The following is a 17,121-nucleotide window of genomic DNA, read 5'->3' on the forward strand; positions in this document are numbered from 1 at the left end:
TGGGTGATTTTCAATATTTAGAATTCGTTAGACAGCTCCTTTTTTGTTGTGATATTTATAAATATCCTCTCTTATGTCTTTGGGAGTGAACTTTATTGGGGAACTTCTGCATTGAACTTTAATCGAGAAAGCGTTTGGTAAGTCCTTCGTATTCGTCAATCCGGCGATCACGGAGGAAAGGCCACCAGCGGCGGACGTTTTCCGAGCGTTCCATATCTATTTCCACTACCATGTTTTCCGGATGATCGTTTCCGGCTTGTGCCAGGAATTCTCCTTGCGGTCCTGCTACGAAACTGTTTCCCCAAAATAGGATGCCGTTTGTCTGTCCGGAAGGATCGGGCTCGTGTCCTACACGGTTGACGGAGATAACAGGAAGACCATTGGCAACGGCATGGGCACGCTGCGAAATAATCCAGGCGTTGAGTTGGCGGGCTTTTTCGTCGTCCGTGTCACTGCTTTCCCAGCCAATGGCAGTAGGATAAATTAAAAGTTCCGCACCTTTCAGTGCCATCAGGCGGGCAGCTTCCGGATACCATTGATCCCAGCATACCAGTACGCCCAGCTTTCCTAAAGAGGTTTGAATGGGTTCAAAACCGATGTCTCCGGGAGTGAAATAGAATTTTTCGTAGTAAGCCGGATCATCGGGAATATGCATTTTCCGGTATTTACCCGCAATGCTTCCGTCGCGGTCGAACACAACAGCGGTGTTATGATATAGTCCGGGGGCACGTTTCTCAAAAAGAGAGGTGACAAGGACTACTTTATTGGCGGCTGCCAACTCGGAATAAAAGCCTGTGGATGGTCCGGGAATGGGTTCAGCCAGATCAAACAGGTTGGTGTTTTCTGTTTGGCAGAAATAAAGTGAATTGTGTAACTCTTGAAGCACAATCAGTTGCGCACCGTGAGCAGCGCAAGCCTCGATACTCTTTGCGAGGTTCATCAGGTTGACCCGAATATCTGCGGTATTGGATTGTTGGATGATTCCGACTTTTATCTTTTTCATGATGAATAATTACTTGGTTGATTCATTCGTTATTTTATAACTCCCAATGGGTATTGCATGGTGACACAATGCAGGGAACCGTGTTGCTTAATCAGGGCACGGCAGTCTATTCCGATTATTTGATAGTCTGGGAATGCTTGTTGTAACACTTCTCTTGCTTTTTGGTCATTTGCCGGCTGATGGTATGTCGGGTAGAGAATAACTTCGTTCATAATCAGGAAGTTGGCGTAAGTTGCGGGCAGGCGTTCGCCGTCTTCTTCGATCTTGTCCGCCATCGGTAAGGCTAACAGGCGATAGGGTTCTCCTGCTAAGGTGCAGAATGTTTTCAGTTGTTCCTCCATTGCGAGTAATGCTTCGTAGTGTTCGTCTTCTTTGTCGTCGCATTTTACGTAAGCAATGGTGTCGGTAGAACAGAAACGTACCAAAGTGTCGATGTGGCTGTCAGTGTCGTCGCCGGCAAGATAGCCGTGGTCTAACCAAAGAACCTTTTGCAGGTGGAAGGTTGATTTCAGGTATTCTTCTATCTCTACCTGGTTCAGTCGCCCGTTCCGCTGGGGAGACAGCAGACATTCGGAGGTAGTGAGCAGTGTGCCCATTCCGTCGCTTTCGATGGAGCCTCCTTCGAGAACGAAATCGAGGCGGTCTATATACTGGCCTTTCAAGGCTCCGGCTTCTACCGCTTGTTTGGTGATTTGATTATCCAGTTCGGAAGCAAATTTCAGTCCCCAGCCGTTGAATGTAAAGTCGAGCAGGGAAGGGGTGCCGGTGTCTATCATGGTGATGGCTCCGTGGTCGCGTGCCCATGTGTCATTGGTGGCACATTCCAGAAAGCGGACGTTGTTCATGTTGACGGTAGCAGCTATCTGCTTTTTCACTTCTTCCGGTTCGGGGGTGACAATCAATAGTAACTCTCGCTTCGCTATTTCCCTGGCTATGTTTATAAAACACTCTTGCACTTCTGCCAGCATGTATGCCCAGTCTGTACCGGCGTGTGGCCATGTCAACTGTATACCACTCTGCGTATGCCATTCGGCGGGCAAATGAGGGGCTCTCATTTCTACCTGCACGGTCATGTTTTTGCCGAAATTCAATTGCAAATCTTTCTCCGAGCCACTTGGGCTGGGAAGTCCAACCATGATTCCCATTAGACTATTATCTATTTGGTTATTTATAAAATCAGTTTATTGTCTGCGTCAGTCGTCAGTGTGCCTGTTACGCATCATTACGTATTATTATGAATTCGTTTCTTGCTTTGGCTTCCGGTCAAAGAACGGATTCTTAGAAGATGCACTTACAGGAATGGCCATTACCATCTTGCAGTCTTTCAGCCAGTTCAGGCGTTGTGCTGCCAGCCCGGCGGAGAACATCACACGTGTGTCTACACGCAAATCGGCTGCCATAGCACAGGCGGAACCTATGGCGATACCTACGTCTATGCTGTTCAATGCGCAGGGAACTCCTCCGGTACGTCCGTCGCAGGTGGTGAAGCCGCAATGACCGCAGTTTAAGCCTTGTGTCTGCTCGCGTGTTCCTATCAATACAACACATTCGGCACTTAAGATGTTGTCGGCATCACGAAGGAAAAATTTCATTCCGTGTTCTTCTACCATAGCTATCATAGTGTCCGATAGTTGTTTAATCTCTTCATCCGTGATTAGGGCCACTTCGATAATATCGATTCCTTTTCCTTTCGGAGCAGTACGCGCAGCCGTCATCATCTGGCGGGCTACTTGTAATACATGCTCATGACGGGCATCTCTTTCGTTCAGTATCATAACTTTTCTTGAATTAATTAGTGAGGCAAAGATAACGTTTTTCAAGAAAATAGTACCTTTGCCGGAGAGAAAGAATTAAAAACGCTATGCTACATATTAATAACGCCTGTATTGCTTTTGGTACGGAAGTGCTTTTCTCCGGTTTTAATATGAAACTGGAAAGGGGAGAGACAGCCTGTATCGTAGGGCAATCCGGTTGTGGAAAAACTTCGTTGCTGAATGCGGTGATGGGGTTTGTACCTTTGAAAGAAGGATCTGTGCGGGTAGGGGAAACATTGCTTGATAGATCAACCATCGATAGTGTCCGTAGGCAGATTGCATGGATTCCCCAGGAATTGGCATTGCCTTTCGAATGGGTGAAAGAGATGGTAGCTCTCCCGTTCGGACTGAAAGTGAACCGTTCTGTCCCTTTTTCGGAAGAAAGGCTTTTTGCCTGTTTTGATGAATTGGGACTGGAACATGAATTATATACCAAGAGAGTGAATGAAGTGTCGGGCGGTCAGCGTCAACGCATCATGCTTGCTGTAGCCGCTATGCTCAATAAACCTCTGATTATTATAGACGAACCTACTTCTGCTTTGGATGCCGATTCGACCGGTAGGGTCTTGTCTTTCTTCCGGCGACAGGCGGAAAGGGGAACAGCAGTGCTGGCCGTATCGCATGATAAGGATTTTGCTTCGGGTTGTCATTATTTAATAGAATTGTAACGATTGGAGAGAACGCTAACACGAATCGGATAGAATTGTTAAGAATACACTGTGGGAACGATTGATATATCATATTATAATCTTTTTATAGGCTTGCTTCTGCTTGCCATCCCGTTCTTTTATCTTTGGAAGTTTAAAACGGGACTACTGAAACCTGCCCTGATTGGTACAGTACGGATGATTATCCAACTGTTCTTTATCGGCATGTATCTGAAATATCTCTTTTTATGGAACAATCCCTGGATTAACTTCCTTTGGGTGATAATTATGATATTCGTAGCCGGACAGACAGCACTGGTGCGTACCCAGTTGAAACATCGTATCTTATTAATCCCTATTACGGTAGGATTTCTTTGTAGTGTTGTACTGGTAGGCTTGTACTTTATCGGTATTGTTCTTCAATTGGACAATATATTTAGCGCCCAATACTTTATTCCGATATTCGGTATCCTGATGGGTAATATGCTTTCGAGCAATGTGATAGCTTTGAATACGTATTATAGCGGATTAAAACGTGAGCAACAGTTGTACCGTTATTTACTGGGGAACGGAGCAACAAGGCAGGAAGCGCAGGCTCCATTTATCCGACAGGCCATTATTAAATCCTTCAGTCCGCTGATTGCGAACATTTCCGTGATGGGATTGGTTGCTCTTCCCGGCACAATGATCGGACAAATTCTGGGAGGAAGCAGTCCGAATGTTGCCATCAAGTATCAGATGATGATTATGGTGATTACTTTTACGGCATCTATGCTGTCGCTGATGATTACTATTTCATTGGCTTCACGCCGATCTTTTGACGCATATGGGAAATTATTAGAGGTAACCAAAGAACCCCGAAAATGACAATTACCGATCAGATATTCCGTAAAGTGGCTGAAACTTCTATTCCGCATTTTTTTATAACAGTGGAGTTTTCGGCATCCGGCACTGAAATGCCGGAACATATCGAATCGTTCCTGCGGGAAAAGCACAAAGCAATTCTTCGTGGAGCCAGCGGGCGTAAATTTATCTATAAAGAAGGAGAGTGGCGGCTTATTTTCACTTTCTTTCCTACCGACAGGGTGGTAGACGAGCGGTATGCGCTGAAAAACAAAGTACAGATGAAAAGCGAAAGATAGACGCTAAGACAACGGGTTATCTTTGCTTTTAGCTCCGGTTGTGAGCACATTGATTACTTGCCTTTCAACATTCCCCATAAGCAGCGAAGCTGCACGAATTGTTCTCCGGGTTGCACATACCCGCCTTCAAACATCTTTTCCGACACTTTAAATTTGGAAAGATGATGGCGTATGTACGTCTCTACAGCCGGGGATTGTTTTTTGACGAATGACATCAAATCGACCTTTCCATCTTCACGAATGAGAACATGGGCTTTGATGGTACGAAAGCCGTACTCTTTGCAGTGTTTGGTTTCTGCTTTATCAATCCAGAAGATAGCAGTAGCTTTGACCGTATCTGCCGTGCAATCTTCGGCATTGTCAATTTCTGTAGACTCGGTTACAGCCGTTTCCGTATTATCACTCTTTTTGAGTTGACAGGAGGTCGTCACAACTATCAGCAACAGTAGAGTCAGAATTGTTTTCATCGTATTTATTATTTAGTGGAAGTAAAAATACAGATTTTCAATAAATAACGGAAGTTTTACGCAGAATTTTATAATTAGTTTTTATTCCGGCATTGATTTTTATCCATATTTGTCCGATGAAAACAGGCAAAAGGCAAAAAGAATATACACTCTCTTTGCCTTTTGCCTATTGATAAAACTGAAAAATGAAATCAATTGTTTAATCTGAAACTGATGTAGATATAGTTAGGGTTTAGCGGAAGTCTTTCAGTTCTTCCTGTAATTTCTGGCGCGTGAAGAAGATACGGCTCTTTACAGTGCCCAACGGAAGATTCAGTTTTTCTGCAATTTCGCGGTATTTGAATCCGGAAACGTGCATGGCGAACGGAATTCTGTATTCTTTCGGAAGAGCATTGACTACGCGGTGCATCTCTTTCAGGTCGTATGTCTTTTCCGTACTTTCAAACCCTGCGTCTTGCGGTAAATTAAGATGGTAGAGATTGTCTGTATGGTCAATAAATGTCTGGTCACGAACTACCTTGCGATAGTTATTGATAAAGATATTGCGCATGATGGTATACATCCATCCTTTGAAATTTGTATCAGGTGTATATTTTTCTTCGTTATCTAATGCTTTTAATGAGGTTTCCTGCAGCAAATCGTTCGCTTCTTCGCGGTCTGTTGTCAGTTTGTATGCGAAACGTAGTAGTTCTTCCTGAACGCCTACCAAGTCTTTTCTGAAGCTTAAACTTTTCATATGTGTTGTTTTTAAAATGTGAGTATTCGTTGTTAAAATTTTGATGTTGCAAGTTTAAGGTATTTTGTCGATCCCGCTGGGGGAGAATCCGACGGAATTTAGGGGAATTTCTATCATCGGATAGTTTTTAGGTCTTATTTGATAGTTTTCGGGTGGTGTTTGATATCTTTTACGGTGGTCTCAAGAAAACGGATAACGATAAATTCTCTAAAAAACGACCGTTTAGTATGATTATTCCTTTTTTATTTATTATATTTGCAACCAAATTTTCTACCAAATAATGAAAATTAAGCAAATAGTAAGCGCCCTTGAACGATTCGCGCCTCTGCCATTGCAAGACGGCTTTGATAATGCCGGCCTGCAAATCGGATTGACAGAAGCGGAAGCAACAGGGGCTTTGTTGTGTCTTGACGTTACTGAAGCTGTGTTGGATGAAGCGATCGCGTTGGGTTACAATCTCGTCATATCTCATCATCCGCTGATTTTTAAAGGGTATAAATCCATTACGGGCAAGGATTATGTGGAACGCTGTATATTGAAAGCAATAAAGAATGATATTGTGATTTATTCGGCGCATACCAATCTGGATAATGCACAAGGTGGAGTCAATTATAAGATAGCCGAAAAAATCGGATTGAAGAATTTGAAAGTGCTTGAGCCGAAAGAGAATAACTTGGTTAAGTTGGTGACGTTTGTCCCTTACGCACAAGCTGACGCGGTACGCGAAGCACTGTTTGCTGCCGGATGCGGAAATATAGGCGACTATGATTCATGCAGTTATAATCTGAAAGGAGAGGGAACTTTCCGGGCAAAAGAGGGAACGCATCCTTTCTGTGGAACAATCGGAGAACTGCACCACGAAGAGGAGGTGAGGATTGAAACGATTCTTCCTTCCTTTAAAAAGGCGGAAACTATCAAGGCTTTATTGGCTGCCCATCCTTATGAGGAACCGGCATTCGACATTTATCCGTTATTGAACGACTGGTCACAGGCGGGATCGGGAATTGTCGGTGAATTGGATGAATCGGAGACAGAGCTCGAATTTTTGAAACGCATCAAAAAGACATTCGAAGTGGGATGTTTGCGTCACAACAAGCTGAAGGGAAGAGAGATACAGAGAGTGGCATTGTGCGGCGGTGCAGGTGCATTTTTGCTTCCACAGGCAATCCGGTTGGGAGCGGATGTTTTTATTACCGGCGAAATTAAATATCATGATTATTTCGGCCATGAAGAAGATATTCTGATGGCAGAGATTGGTCATTACGAAAGCGAACAATATACAAAAGAAATTTTTTATTCCATAATCCGGGATTTATTTCCTAATTTTGCACTCCAATTGAGTAAAATAAATACGAATCCCATAAAATATTTATAAGTAAAATGGCTAGAGAAGCAAAAAAAGATCCGAATGAGTTGACGGTAGAACAGAAACTGAAGACACTGTTCCAACTGCAAACGATGTTGTCTAAGATTGATGAAATCAAGACATTGAGAGGTGAACTTCCGTTGGAAGTGCAAGACCTTGAAGATGAAATTGCCGGTTTGAGTACCCGTATCGACAAGATCAAAGCTGAAGTGGATGAACTGAAATCTGCTATTGCCGGCAAGAGAGTAGAAATCGAAACAGCAAAGGCTTCAGTAGAAAAATATAAGTCACAACAAGACAATGTTCGCAACAACCGTGAATATGACTTCTTGACAAAGGAAATCGAATTCCAGACATTGGAGATCGAACTTTGCGAAAAGAGAATCAAAGAATATTCTGCTGATAAAGAAGAAAAAGAGGCTGAAGTGACAAAGAACGATCAGATTCTTAACGAAAGAATGAAAGACCTGGAGCAGAAAAAGAGCGAACTGGATGAAATTATCTCTGAAACCAAACAGGAAGAAGAGAAATTGAGAGACAAAGCTAAAGACTTGGAAACTAAGATTGAACCACGTCTGTTGCAGTCTTTCAAACGTATCCGCAAGAACTCTCGTAACGGATTGGGTATTGTGTATGTGCAACGTGACGCATGTGGTGGTTGCTTTAACAAGATTCCGCCCCAGAGACAGCTGGATATCCGCTCTCGTAAGAAAGTAATCGTTTGCGAATACTGCGGACGTATTATGATTGACCCGGAATTGGCTGGTGTACAAATCGAACACAAGGTGGAAGAAGCTCCGGCAACTACTACCAAAAGAGCTATCAGAAGAAAAACTGCTGAATAAAGAAAGCAGTGAAGTAGTAAGTAAAGTTACTATTTTGAGATATAAAGTAAGCCCTGCAGCAATGCGGGGCTTTTTTTGTTTTAGTAAGTGCCCGTATAAAGGGAAATCGAATACTTCAAAATAATATTGCGTCGCGTGGGAGTTTTACTCCAATTTTACTCCGGTAAACAAACTTACCCTTTAGTTGTTATCTTTTCATTTCATAAAAACCTGAACTGATATGAGTATACGAGTGTGGGGCACATCGCTCCTTATGTTTCTTTCAACTGTAACTGCGGTTGGACAGACTGCAAACCATTATTTGAAAGCTCCGCTCCCTAACGATTGGGAAGAGAGCGGGGAAGTGTTTCAACAGATACTTCCGGTGGATGACCATTGGTGGAAGTCATTCCAAGACGCCAAACTGGACTCTTTGATAGCTCTGGCAGTAGATCGTAATTATTCCGTTGCAATGGCAATCAACCGTATAGCCGCTGCCCGTGCCAATCTTTGGATAGAACGTAGTAATTTCTTTCCTTCCATCGGACTGAATGCAGGGTGGACCCGTCAGGAAACAAGTGGAAATACCAGTTCGCTGCCTCAAACAACGGATCATTATTATGATGCTTCGCTAAGTATGAGTTGGGAGCTGGATATCTTTGGCAGTATCCGCAAGCGGGTAAAAGCACAGAAAGAGAATTTTGCCGCCAGTAAGGAAGAGTACACAGGTGTTATGGTTTCGTTGGCTGCGGAAGTAGCCTCGGCCTATATCAATCTAAGGGAATTGCAACAAGAACTTGAGGTGGTGAAGAAAAACAGTGCTTCGCAGGAGGAAGTACTGAAAATCACCGAGGTACGCTATAATACCGGACTTGTTGCCAAGCTCGATGTGGCACAGGCTAAGTCTGTGTTGTATAATACGAAAGCCTCCATTCCTCAACTGGAAGCGGGTATCAATCAGTATATAACGACATTGGCCGTTTTATTGGGAATGTATCCGCAGGATATTCGTCCGGTTCTCGAATCCGGCGGAACACTGCCCGATTACATGGAACCGATCGGAGTGGGGCTACCTGTCGATTTGTTATTGAGACGGCCTGATGTACGAGGTGCGGAATTGAGCGTGAATGCACAAGCGGCATTGCTGGGAGCCTCAAAAGCGGATTGGTTGCCGAAAGTTTTCTTGAAAGGATCATTTGGATATGCCGCCCGTGATTTGAAGGATCTCACCAAAAGTAAAAGTATGACTTATGAAATCGCTCCGTCATTGAGCTGGACTATTTTCAGCGGAGGACAGTTGGTGAACGCAACCCGACTGGCGAAAGCGCAACTGGATGAAGCGATCAATCAGTTTAACCAGACGGTTTTGACTGCCGTACAGGAGACTGACAACGCTATGAATGGCTACCGGAATTCAATCAAACAGATTGTCGCCCTGCGGGAAGTGCGTAATCAAGGGATTGAGACATTGAAACTTTCACTGGAACTGTACAAGCAGGGACTCTCTCCTTTCCAAAACGTACTCGATGCGCAACGTTCTCTGTTATCTTACGAGAATCAGCTGGTACAGGCACAAGGGAGTTCACTTTTGCAACTGATAGCCCTTTACAAGGCTTTGGGAGGCGGTTGGAGAGAATAAAAAAATCAATCAAAAAATATATAACCTAACAGATATGAAAAAACTGATGTATATCTTTCTTGCACTGCCTATATTGACGGGTTGCAAGGAGAAGAAAAGTGCAGGAGCGATGGGAGGTATGCCCACTCCGGAAATTAGCGTGACCAAGCCCATAGTGGAGGATATTACTTTGACGAAAGATTACCCGGGCTATCTGACAACTGAAAAAACGGTGAATCTTGTGGCCCGAGTGAACGGAACCTTGCAGTCTACCTCGTATGTTCCTGGCGGACGAGTGAAACAGGGACAACTGCTGTTTGTCATTGAACCTACTTTGTATAAAGACAAGGTGGAGCAGGCAGAAGCAGAACTGAAAACCTCCCAGGCTCAACTGGAATATGCCCGTAATAATTATAGCCGTATGAAAGAGGCTGTAAAGAGTGATGCTGTCAGTCAGATACAGGTGCTTCAGGCTGAATCGTCTGTGGCAGAAGGGGTTGCAGCTGTCAGCAATGCGGAAGCTGCTTTGAGCACCGCCCGTACAAACTTGGGATATTGTTATGTTCGTGCGCCGTTTGATGGCACTATCAGTAAGGCGACGGTGGATGTAGGAAGTTATGTCGGCGGCTCGTTGCAGCCGGTTACATTGGCTACTATTTATAAGGATAATCAGATGTATGCTTACTTCAATGTAGCTGATAATCAATGGTTGACGATGGCTATGGATAACCAACAATTACCTGCCAATCTTCCGCAGAAAATAATGGTTCAACTGGGAAAGGAGGGAACTGAAACTTATCCGGCTGCCCTCGACTATCTTTCACCCAATGTAGATTTGAATACAGGAACGCTGACGGTTCGTGCCAATTTTGATAATCCGAAAGGGATATTGAAGAGTGGGTTGTATGTAAGCATTACTTTACCTTATGGAGAAGCTAAAAATGCGGTGTTGGTGAAGGAAGGTTCTATCGGGACCGATCAGTTGGGTAAATATTTATATGTTGTAAATGATTCGAATATAGTTCATTACCGGCATATTGAAATAGGACAGTTGGTCGACGGCACTTTACGGCAGATAGTGGGAGGACTTTCTCCGCAAGAACAGTATGTCACAGAGGCTTTGATGAAAGTCAGAGACGGAATGAAGATAAAGCCTCTTCCTGATTCTCTTCCCAAGAGAGAAAAGTAAAGTCCTTTGCTAACTGATTGACTAACAAATGAAATCAATAAAGGCGATGTACTTAAAACCGATTAATTAACAAAGGTAACTTCTTGCTCCCTCTCTTTGGGAGAAGGCTGTGGAGAGGCTGCTTTTAAACCTATATATTATGTTTTCTAAGTTTTTTATCAACCGACCGATATTTGCTACTGTCCTTGCCCTGCTTATTGTAGTAGCCGGTCTGGTCACACTCAATATATTGCCTGTGGCGCAATTTCCGGAGATCACGCCGCCAACGGTGCAGGTCTCTGCCGTTTATCCCGGGGCAAATGCTGAAACTGTTGCCCAAACAGTGGGTATTCCTATCGAACAGCAGGTGAATGGTGTAGATGGTATGCTTTATATGTCTTCCAATTCTTCCTCTTCGGGAGCGTATTCTCTGACCATTACATTCGCTGTCGGTACGGACATCGATATGGCAACTGTGCAGGTACAAAACAGGGTAAGTATCGCGCAGTCATCACTGCCGGAACCGGTAGTTGTGCAAGGAGTCACTGTGCAGAAACAGTCTTCAAACATTGTGATGTTCCTGACAATGACTTCGCAGGATTCTGTATACAATAGCCTGTATCTGACTAATTATGCCAAACTGAATTTAGTAGACCAGCTGACACGTGTGCCCGGAGTGGGTGCTGTGAATGTTATGGGAGCGGGGGACTATTCGATGCGCATCTGGCTCGATCCGGAGGCTATGCGTATACGGAATATTTCACCGCAACAGGTTTATCAGTCTATCCAGTCGCAGAATGTGGAAGTATCTGCCGGATATATCGGTCAACCTATCGGGCAGGATAATAATAATGCTTTTCAGTATACATTGAATGTCCAGGGACGATTGAAATCTCCAGAACAGTTCGGCGATATTATTATCCGCCGCGAACAGAACGGAGCGATGCTTCGCCTGAAGGATATTGCACGCATCGATTTGGGGTCTGCGTCATATAGCGTAGTGTCACGATTGAATGGAAAACCTACGGCTGCCATTGCTATTTACCAGCAACCGGGTTCCAATTCGCTGGATGTCTCCAAAGGAGTGAAGGCTAAAATGGAGGAATTGGCGGCAAGTTTTCCGAGAGGAGTTTCGTATAATGTCACTTTGGATACGACCGATGTGATCCATGCTTCTATTGATGAAGTGATGGTCACATTCTTTGAAACGACTTTGCTGGTGATTCTCGTTATTTTCCTGTTCTTGCAGAATTGGAGGGCTGTGATTATTCCTTGTATTACCATCCCGGTATCGTTGATTGGTACATTTGCCGTGATGGCGGCATTTGGTTTCTCTATCAATACACTGACGTTGTTCGGGCTGATTCTGGCAGTTGCCATTGTGGTGGATGACGCGATAGTGGTGGTGGAGAATGCTTCGAGGTTACTGGAAACCGGGCAGTACTCCCCCCGCGAAGCGGTAACGAAAGCGATGGGAGAGATTACAGGCCCGATTGTCGGGGTAGTGCTTGTATTGCTGGCTGTGTTTATTCCAACGATGATGATTAGTGGAATTTCAGGGCAGTTGTATAAGCAGTTTGCATTGACCATTGCCGCTTCTACCGTGTTGAGCGGTTTCAATTCGTTGACGTTGACTCCTGCGCTCTGTGCGTTGTTTCTTGAAAAGAGCAAACCTTCTAACTTCTTTATATACAAAGGTTTCAATAAAGCATACGACAAGACGCAAGGAGTGTATGACAAGATTGTCAAATGGTTGCTTCAGCGTCCCGGAATGGCTCTTGTTTCCTACGGTGCCTTGACTGTTATTGCTGTATTGCTCTTTATGCATTGGCCGTCTACTTTCATTCCGGACGAGGATGACGGATATTTTATTGCTGTTGTTCAACTTCCGCCTGCAGCCAGCCTTGAACGTACGCAGGCAGTGGGAGATAAGGTTAATGCAATTCTGGATTCTTATCCGGAAGTGAAGAATTATATTGGCATTTCCGGCTTCTCGATAATGGGTGGCGGCGAGCAGAGCAACTCGGCAACTTATTTTGTGGTACTGAAAAACTGGGATGAAAGGAAAGGGAAGGAGCATACGGCTGCTGCCGTAGTCAACCGTTTTAATGGTGAAGCGTATATGACTATTCAGGCTGCGGAAGTATTTGCGATGGTTCCTCCGGCTATTCCGGGACTGGGTGCTTCCGGCGGTTTGCAACTTCAGTTGGAAGACCGGCGTAACCTGGGGCCGACGGAAATGCAACAAGCTATCAATGCGTTGCTTGCTTCTTATCATTCTAAACCGGCTTTAGGATCTGTGTCCAGTCAGTATCAGGCAAATGTTCCGCAGTATTTCTTGAATATCGATCGTGATAAAGTGCAGTTTATGGGGATTGCCTTGAATGATGTTTTCTCTACATTGGGCTATTATATGGGAGCGGCTTATGTGAATGATTTTGTTGAATTCGGCCGTATCTATCAAGTGAAGATTGAGGCACGGGATCAGGCACAGCGTGTGATTGATGATGTCTTGAAACTAAGTGTGCCGAATGCAGCAGGAGAGATGGTACCTTTTTCTTCTTTCACCAAAGTGGAGGAACAGTTAGGACAGGATCAAATAAACCGTTATAATATGTACTCGACTGCTTCTCTGACTTGTAACGTTGCTCCGGGAAGTAGCACCGGGCAGGCCATACAGGAAGTGGAAGCATTATTTAAGGAACAGCTGGGAGATGAGTTTGGATATGAATGGACTTCTGTGGCTTATCAGGAAACACAGGCAGGAAATACAACTACCATTGTACTCGTGATGGCTCTAATTGTTGCTTTCCTGGTACTTGCTGCACAGTATGAGAGTTGGACCAGCCCGGTGGCAGCCGTTATCGGATTGCCGGTAGCATTGCTGGGGGCCATGATTGGCTGTCTGATTATGGGAACTCCGGTCAGTATTTATACGCAAATCGGTATCATTCTGCTTGTTGCGCTTTCGGCAAAGAATGGTATTTTGATTGTGGAATTTGCCCGTGATTTCCGTGCCGAAGGTAATTCGATTCGGGAAGCTGCATTTGAAGCGGGACATGTCCGCTTGCGTCCGATCCTGATGACATCTTTTGCTTTTGTACTAGGAGTGATGCCGTTGTTGTTCGCTACCGGCGCAGGTGCGCAAAGTCGTATAGCATTGGGGGCCGCTGTTGTGTTTGGTATGGCTATGAATACTTTATTGGCTACTATTTATATTCCTAATTTTTACGAATTGATGCAGAAATTGCAAGAGCGGTTCAGTAAAAAGAAAGCAGATGATGGTGGCGGGAAAGATGCTGCAACGCAGAAGTAAAAAGCTGTTTGAAGACTGTCTGGAAGGGTAGTTGGTATAGTGACGCTATCTGTTCGGGATAGCGTCACCATAGTAGGCAAATAGCGTCACTATCTTGAGGGGATAGTGACGCTATTTTATTCTTGTCGGCAAGGCTGTTTTTTTAAGGCGAATACAGCGGATTATTTTATAAAGAATGGTAATCTGGAATATCCTGGAGGAACGTATAGCTCTGATGTTCATAATCCATACGGCAGCAATAATGTTGCATTCCGTTGCTGACAATCAGGTAATCTACTTTCAGTACCATATTATATCGGGTAATCTGATCGAAAACAGCTTGCGTTATTTCAATGTGTGGTGCTTTATATTCTACAATCATCCGGGCGGATAAATCCCTCCGGTAAAGTACTGTATCGCATCGTTTGGTAGTACCGTTCAACTTCACCATTACTTCATTGGCAAGAAGGGTAGTCGGATATCCTTTGTGTGCAATAAGAAAGTGAACAAAGTGTTGCCGTACCCATTCTTCAGGGGTAAGGGCGACATATCGTTTACGAATAACGTCGAAAATTACATTTTTTCCGTTTCGTACGTTTATTTTAGTGTCGAATACTGGTAGGTTTAACGATAACATTTATTATTTTTGTAAGTTAAATAATGGTTCCCATTATTGGGAGCACAAATTTAATAGATAATTATGAAAACAAAAGAAGAAATCGTAGCTAATTGGCTGCCGCGTTACACAAAACGTAACCTGGATGATTTTGGAGAGTATATTCTGTTGACTAACTTCAACAAGTACGTCGAGATTTTCGCAAATCAGTTTAATGTTCCTATTTTAGGAAGGGACGCAAATATGATTTCTGCTTCTGCCGAAGGTATCACAATGATTAACTTCGGTATGGGAAGTCCCAACGCTGCTATCATCATGGACTTGCTGGGTGCTATTCGCCCCAAAGCATGTTTATTCCTCGGAAAATGTGGTGGTATCGACAAGAAAAACCAGCTTGGTGACTTGATTCTTCCTATTGCGGCTATCCGTGGGGAGGGAACTTCCAATGATTATTTTCCTCCCGAGGTTCCTGCGTTGCCTGCATTTATGTTGCAGCGTGCCGTTTCTTCATCCATTCGTGACAAAGGCCGCGACTATTGGACCGGTACTGTATATACCACTAACCGTCGTATTTGGGAACATGATGATGCGTTCAAAGAATATCTGACAAAGACACGGGCTATGGCAGTAGATATGGAAACTGCAACTCTGTTTAGTTGTGGCTTTGCCAATCATATTCCTACTGGTGCGTTATTATTGGTATCCGATCAGCCAATGACTCCCGACGGAGTGAAAACGGATAAAAGCGATAATTTGGTGACCAGAAATTATGTAGAAGAGCATGTTGAAATTGGCATTGCTTCTCTGCGTATGATTATTGATGAAAAGAAAACTGTTAAACACTTGAAATTCGACTGGTAATCCGGTCTTTCTGAAAAAATATATATGGCAAAACAAGAATTGACCTGTGATGACATCCTCAAGGAATTGAGAGCAAAGCAGTATCGCCCTGTCTATTACCTGATGGGAGAAGAGTCGTATTATATCGACTTGATTGCAGATTACATAACGGATAATGTGTTGAGCGAAACGGAAAAAGAATTCAACCTGACTGTTGTGTATGGTGCTGACGTGGATGTGGCAACGATTATAAATGCCGCAAAGCGTTATCCCATGATGTCAGAACATCAAGTAGTAGTCGTTAAGGAAGCGCAGGCCGTGCGTAATATGGAGGAGTTGTCATATTATCTTCAAAAGCCTTTGCTTTCCACTATCTTAGTGATATGCCATAAGCATGGAACTTTAGATCGTAGAAAGAAGTTAGCTGCCGAGGTGGAAAAAACAGGTGTATTGTTTGAGTCTAAAAAAATCAAAGATGCGCAACTTCCCGGTTTTATCGCTTCATATATGAAACGAAAAGGGGTTGATATGGAACCGAAGGCAACTTCTATGCTTGCTGATTTTGTAGGCTCGGATTTAAGTCGTCTGACCGGAGAACTTGAAAAGTTGATTATCACTTTACCTGCCGGACAGAAACGTGTTACTCCTGAACAGATAGAAAAGAATATCGGCATAAGTAAAGACTATAATAACTTTGAATTGCGCAGTGCTTTAGTGGAAAAGGATATATTGAAAGCGAACAAAATAATAAAATATTTTGAGGAAAATCCGAAAACTAATCCGATCCAAATGACGCTGTCTCTATTATTTAGCTTTTACTCCAACTTGATGTTGACTTATTATGCGCCGGATAAATCAGAGCAGGGAATTGCAAACATGCTAGGATTAAGAACTCCATGGCAGGCTCGGGATTATATGGTGGCAATGCGAAAATATAGTGGAGTAAAGACGATGCAAATTGTTGGAGAAATACGATATGCTGATGCAAAATCTAAAGGAGTCCAAAACAGTTCTATGACAGATGGGGATATTCTTCGTGAGCTGGTGTTTAAAATTTTGCATTAACTTGAATTAAGAATTACATATATCATCAGACATATACTTTTACCATAGATAGAAATGGGGAGTATATGTCTTTTTTATATTCCCGCAATTATACTTATCTTAAAAAGTCCTCTCACTATTTTCTATGATTATTTTTACAAATAAATTTAGTTATTTCATCGTTTTATAGAGTTACTGTTTGGCTAATCACACAAACAGTTTTTTTAATTTTATATTGCCTATCTTTTCAGAAAATACATTTTCATTAAATCTAAAGCTTGAATTTTTTAACGAGAAAAGTTTACTGATCCTTGAGTTTTATCAAAAAAGCATTTTAGATTTTGATGCTACCATTTTATAGTGAGAATGGAGATTTTCTCTTTTTCTAAAGTTGTCCATTAATGTCATTTTGATAGTTCAGACTATATTGGATTGTTACAGCATGATTTTTTTCTAGTTTAATAGAAATATAGATTCACTTTATTGGGCTTAAACTCTTGTATATCATTTATTTATGCGAAAAATAAGCCTTCTAGAATCG

The 17,121-nt window shown here is 43.2% G+C and carries 16 protein-coding genes; 10 read left to right on the plus strand and 6 right to left on the minus strand.

What is annotated here, in order from left to right:
- Nucleotides 1-118: 118 nt before the first annotated feature.
- The 3 genes from LPH68_RS16270 to LPH68_RS16280 all read right to left on the minus strand — a co-directional run bounded on the left by LPH68_RS16270 (nt 119) and on the right by LPH68_RS16280 (nt 2,778).
- Nucleotides 119-1,003 (minus strand): carbon-nitrogen hydrolase, encoded by an 885-nt coding sequence (locus LPH68_RS16270; protein WP_015531126.1) that lies wholly within the window; start codon nt 1,001-1,003, stop codon nt 119-121.
- 29 nt (nt 1,004-1,032) lie between these two features.
- Entirely contained in the window at nt 1,033-2,148 is a 1,116-nt protein-coding gene (locus tag LPH68_RS16275; protein WP_118407559.1) for an agmatine deiminase family protein, read from the minus strand.
- 87 nt (nt 2,149-2,235) lie between these two features.
- Nucleotides 2,236-2,778, minus strand: a complete 543-nt coding sequence (locus LPH68_RS16280) for a ferredoxin domain-containing protein (RefSeq protein WP_118407558.1) — start codon at nt 2,776-2,778, stop codon at nt 2,236-2,238.
- Between the two features lie 86 nt (nt 2,779-2,864).
- Here LPH68_RS16280 and LPH68_RS16285 point away from each other — a divergent pair, with 86 nt between their 5' ends.
- From LPH68_RS16285 to LPH68_RS16295, 3 genes are read left to right on the plus strand one after another with little or no spacing between them, the layout of a single operon-like run.
- On the plus strand, nt 2,865-3,485 hold the full coding sequence (locus tag LPH68_RS16285) for an ATP-binding cassette domain-containing protein (RefSeq protein WP_009041048.1): 621 nt from the start codon (nt 2,865-2,867) through the stop codon (nt 3,483-3,485).
- 51 nt (nt 3,486-3,536) lie between these two features.
- A complete protein-coding gene (locus LPH68_RS16290; protein WP_004312875.1) occupies nt 3,537-4,331 on the plus strand; it encodes an ABC transporter permease in 795 nt (264 codons plus the stop codon).
- Nucleotides 4,328-4,606: a hypothetical protein gene (locus LPH68_RS16295; RefSeq protein ID WP_074704652.1), complete on the plus strand. Its 279-nt coding sequence runs from the start codon at nt 4,328-4,330 to the stop codon at nt 4,604-4,606. Before LPH68_RS16290 ends, LPH68_RS16295 begins: the two co-directional genes overlap by 4 nt.
- Before the next feature lie 53 nt (nt 4,607-4,659).
- On the opposite strand, the gene LPH68_RS16300 is transcribed toward LPH68_RS16295, so the two are convergent.
- Together LPH68_RS16300 and LPH68_RS16305 are read right to left on the minus strand one after the other, a co-directional pair.
- A complete protein-coding gene (locus LPH68_RS16300; protein WP_117685100.1) occupies nt 4,660-5,073 on the minus strand; it encodes a DUF4891 domain-containing protein in 414 nt (137 codons plus the stop codon).
- Nucleotides 5,074-5,305: 232 nt separating this feature from the next.
- A complete protein-coding gene (locus LPH68_RS16305; protein ID WP_117685098.1) occupies nt 5,306-5,809 on the minus strand; it encodes an RNA polymerase sigma factor in 504 nt (167 codons plus the stop codon).
- A gap of 280 nt (nt 5,810-6,089) precedes the next feature.
- Here LPH68_RS16305 and LPH68_RS16310 point away from each other — a divergent pair, with 280 nt between their 5' ends.
- The 5 genes from LPH68_RS16310 (at nt 6,090) to LPH68_RS16330 (ending at nt 14,101) form a co-directional block, all read left to right on the plus strand.
- Complete coding sequence (locus tag LPH68_RS16310) at nt 6,090-7,184, plus strand: Nif3-like dinuclear metal center hexameric protein (RefSeq protein WP_151923719.1); 1,095 nt, start codon at nt 6,090-6,092, stop codon at nt 7,182-7,184.
- Between the two features lie 5 nt (nt 7,185-7,189).
- Nucleotides 7,190-8,020, plus strand: a complete 831-nt coding sequence (locus LPH68_RS16315; RefSeq protein ID WP_004312909.1) for a zinc ribbon domain-containing protein — start codon at nt 7,190-7,192, stop codon at nt 8,018-8,020.
- A 220-nt stretch (nt 8,021-8,240) separates the two neighbouring features.
- Nucleotides 8,241-9,638, plus strand: coding sequence for an efflux transporter outer membrane subunit (locus tag LPH68_RS16320; RefSeq protein ID WP_141409256.1), 1,398 nt, complete (start codon nt 8,241-8,243; stop codon nt 9,636-9,638).
- A gap of 34 nt (nt 9,639-9,672) precedes the next feature.
- Nucleotides 9,673-10,806: an efflux RND transporter periplasmic adaptor subunit gene (locus tag LPH68_RS16325; protein ID WP_167509145.1), complete on the plus strand. Its 1,134-nt coding sequence runs from the start codon at nt 9,673-9,675 to the stop codon at nt 10,804-10,806.
- Nucleotides 10,807-10,945: 139 nt separating this feature from the next.
- Nucleotides 10,946-14,101 carry an efflux RND transporter permease subunit gene (locus LPH68_RS16330; RefSeq protein WP_141409255.1) on the plus strand — a complete coding sequence of 1,052 codons (3,156 nt, stop codon included), beginning with the start codon at nt 10,946-10,948 and terminating at the stop codon, nt 14,099-14,101.
- A 166-nt stretch (nt 14,102-14,267) separates the two neighbouring features.
- On the opposite strand, the gene LPH68_RS16335 is transcribed toward LPH68_RS16330, so the two are convergent.
- The gene (locus LPH68_RS16335) at nt 14,268-14,717 is read right to left on the minus strand and encodes a type I restriction enzyme HsdR N-terminal domain-containing protein (RefSeq protein WP_008022371.1); all 450 of its coding nucleotides are present in this window, start codon (nt 14,715-14,717) and stop codon (nt 14,268-14,270) included.
- Nucleotides 14,718-14,780: 63 nt separating this feature from the next.
- Between LPH68_RS16335 and LPH68_RS16340 the strand changes: the two genes are divergently transcribed.
- Nucleotides 14,781-15,557, plus strand: coding sequence for an AMP nucleosidase (locus tag LPH68_RS16340; RefSeq protein WP_141409254.1), 777 nt, complete (start codon nt 14,781-14,783; stop codon nt 15,555-15,557).
- Between the two features lie 24 nt (nt 15,558-15,581).
- Entirely contained in the window at nt 15,582-16,601 is a 1,020-nt protein-coding gene (gene holA, locus LPH68_RS16345) for a DNA polymerase III subunit delta (protein WP_087318571.1), read from the plus strand.
- Nucleotides 16,602-17,121 lie beyond the last annotated feature (520 nt).

The sequence above is a fragment of the Bacteroides sp. 1_1_30 genome (assembly GCF_020982715.1).
GTDB lineage: Bacteria > Bacteroidota > Bacteroidia > Bacteroidales > Bacteroidaceae > Bacteroides > Bacteroides xylanisolvens.

Bases quoted from the DNA above. Each gene is read 5' to 3' on its own strand.
- LPH68_RS16270 (WP_015531126.1), bottom strand. From the start codon at position 1,003: ATGAAAAAGATAAAAGTCGGAATCATCCAACAATCCAATACCGCAGAT.
- LPH68_RS16275 (WP_118407559.1), bottom strand. From the start codon at position 2,148: ATGGGAATCATGGTTGGACTTCCCAGCCCAAGTGGCTCGGAGAAAGAT.
- LPH68_RS16280 (WP_118407558.1), bottom strand. From the start codon at position 2,778: ATGATACTGAACGAAAGAGATGCCCGTCATGAGCATGTATTACAAGTA.
- LPH68_RS16285 (WP_009041048.1), top strand. From the start codon at position 2,865: ATGCTACATATTAATAACGCCTGTATTGCTTTTGGTACGGAAGTGCTT.
- LPH68_RS16295 (WP_074704652.1), top strand. From the start codon at position 4,328: ATGACAATTACCGATCAGATATTCCGTAAAGTGGCTGAAACTTCTATT.
- LPH68_RS16300 (WP_117685100.1), bottom strand. From the start codon at position 5,073: ATGAAAACAATTCTGACTCTACTGTTGCTGATAGTTGTGACGACCTCC.
- LPH68_RS16305 (WP_117685098.1), bottom strand. From the start codon at position 5,809: ATGAAAAGTTTAAGCTTCAGAAAAGACTTGGTAGGCGTTCAGGAAGAA.
- LPH68_RS16310 (WP_151923719.1), top strand. From the start codon at position 6,090: ATGAAAATTAAGCAAATAGTAAGCGCCCTTGAACGATTCGCGCCTCTG.
- LPH68_RS16315 (WP_004312909.1), top strand. From the start codon at position 7,190: ATGGCTAGAGAAGCAAAAAAAGATCCGAATGAGTTGACGGTAGAACAG.
- LPH68_RS16320 (WP_141409256.1), top strand. From the start codon at position 8,241: ATGAGTATACGAGTGTGGGGCACATCGCTCCTTATGTTTCTTTCAACT.
- LPH68_RS16325 (WP_167509145.1), top strand. From the start codon at position 9,673: ATGAAAAAACTGATGTATATCTTTCTTGCACTGCCTATATTGACGGGT.
- LPH68_RS16330 (WP_141409255.1), top strand. From the start codon at position 10,946: ATGTTTTCTAAGTTTTTTATCAACCGACCGATATTTGCTACTGTCCTT.
- LPH68_RS16335 (WP_008022371.1), bottom strand. From the start codon at position 14,717: ATGTTATCGTTAAACCTACCAGTATTCGACACTAAAATAAACGTACGA.
- LPH68_RS16340 (WP_141409254.1), top strand. From the start codon at position 14,781: ATGAAAACAAAAGAAGAAATCGTAGCTAATTGGCTGCCGCGTTACACA.
- holA (WP_087318571.1), top strand. From the start codon at position 15,582: ATGGCAAAACAAGAATTGACCTGTGATGACATCCTCAAGGAATTGAGA.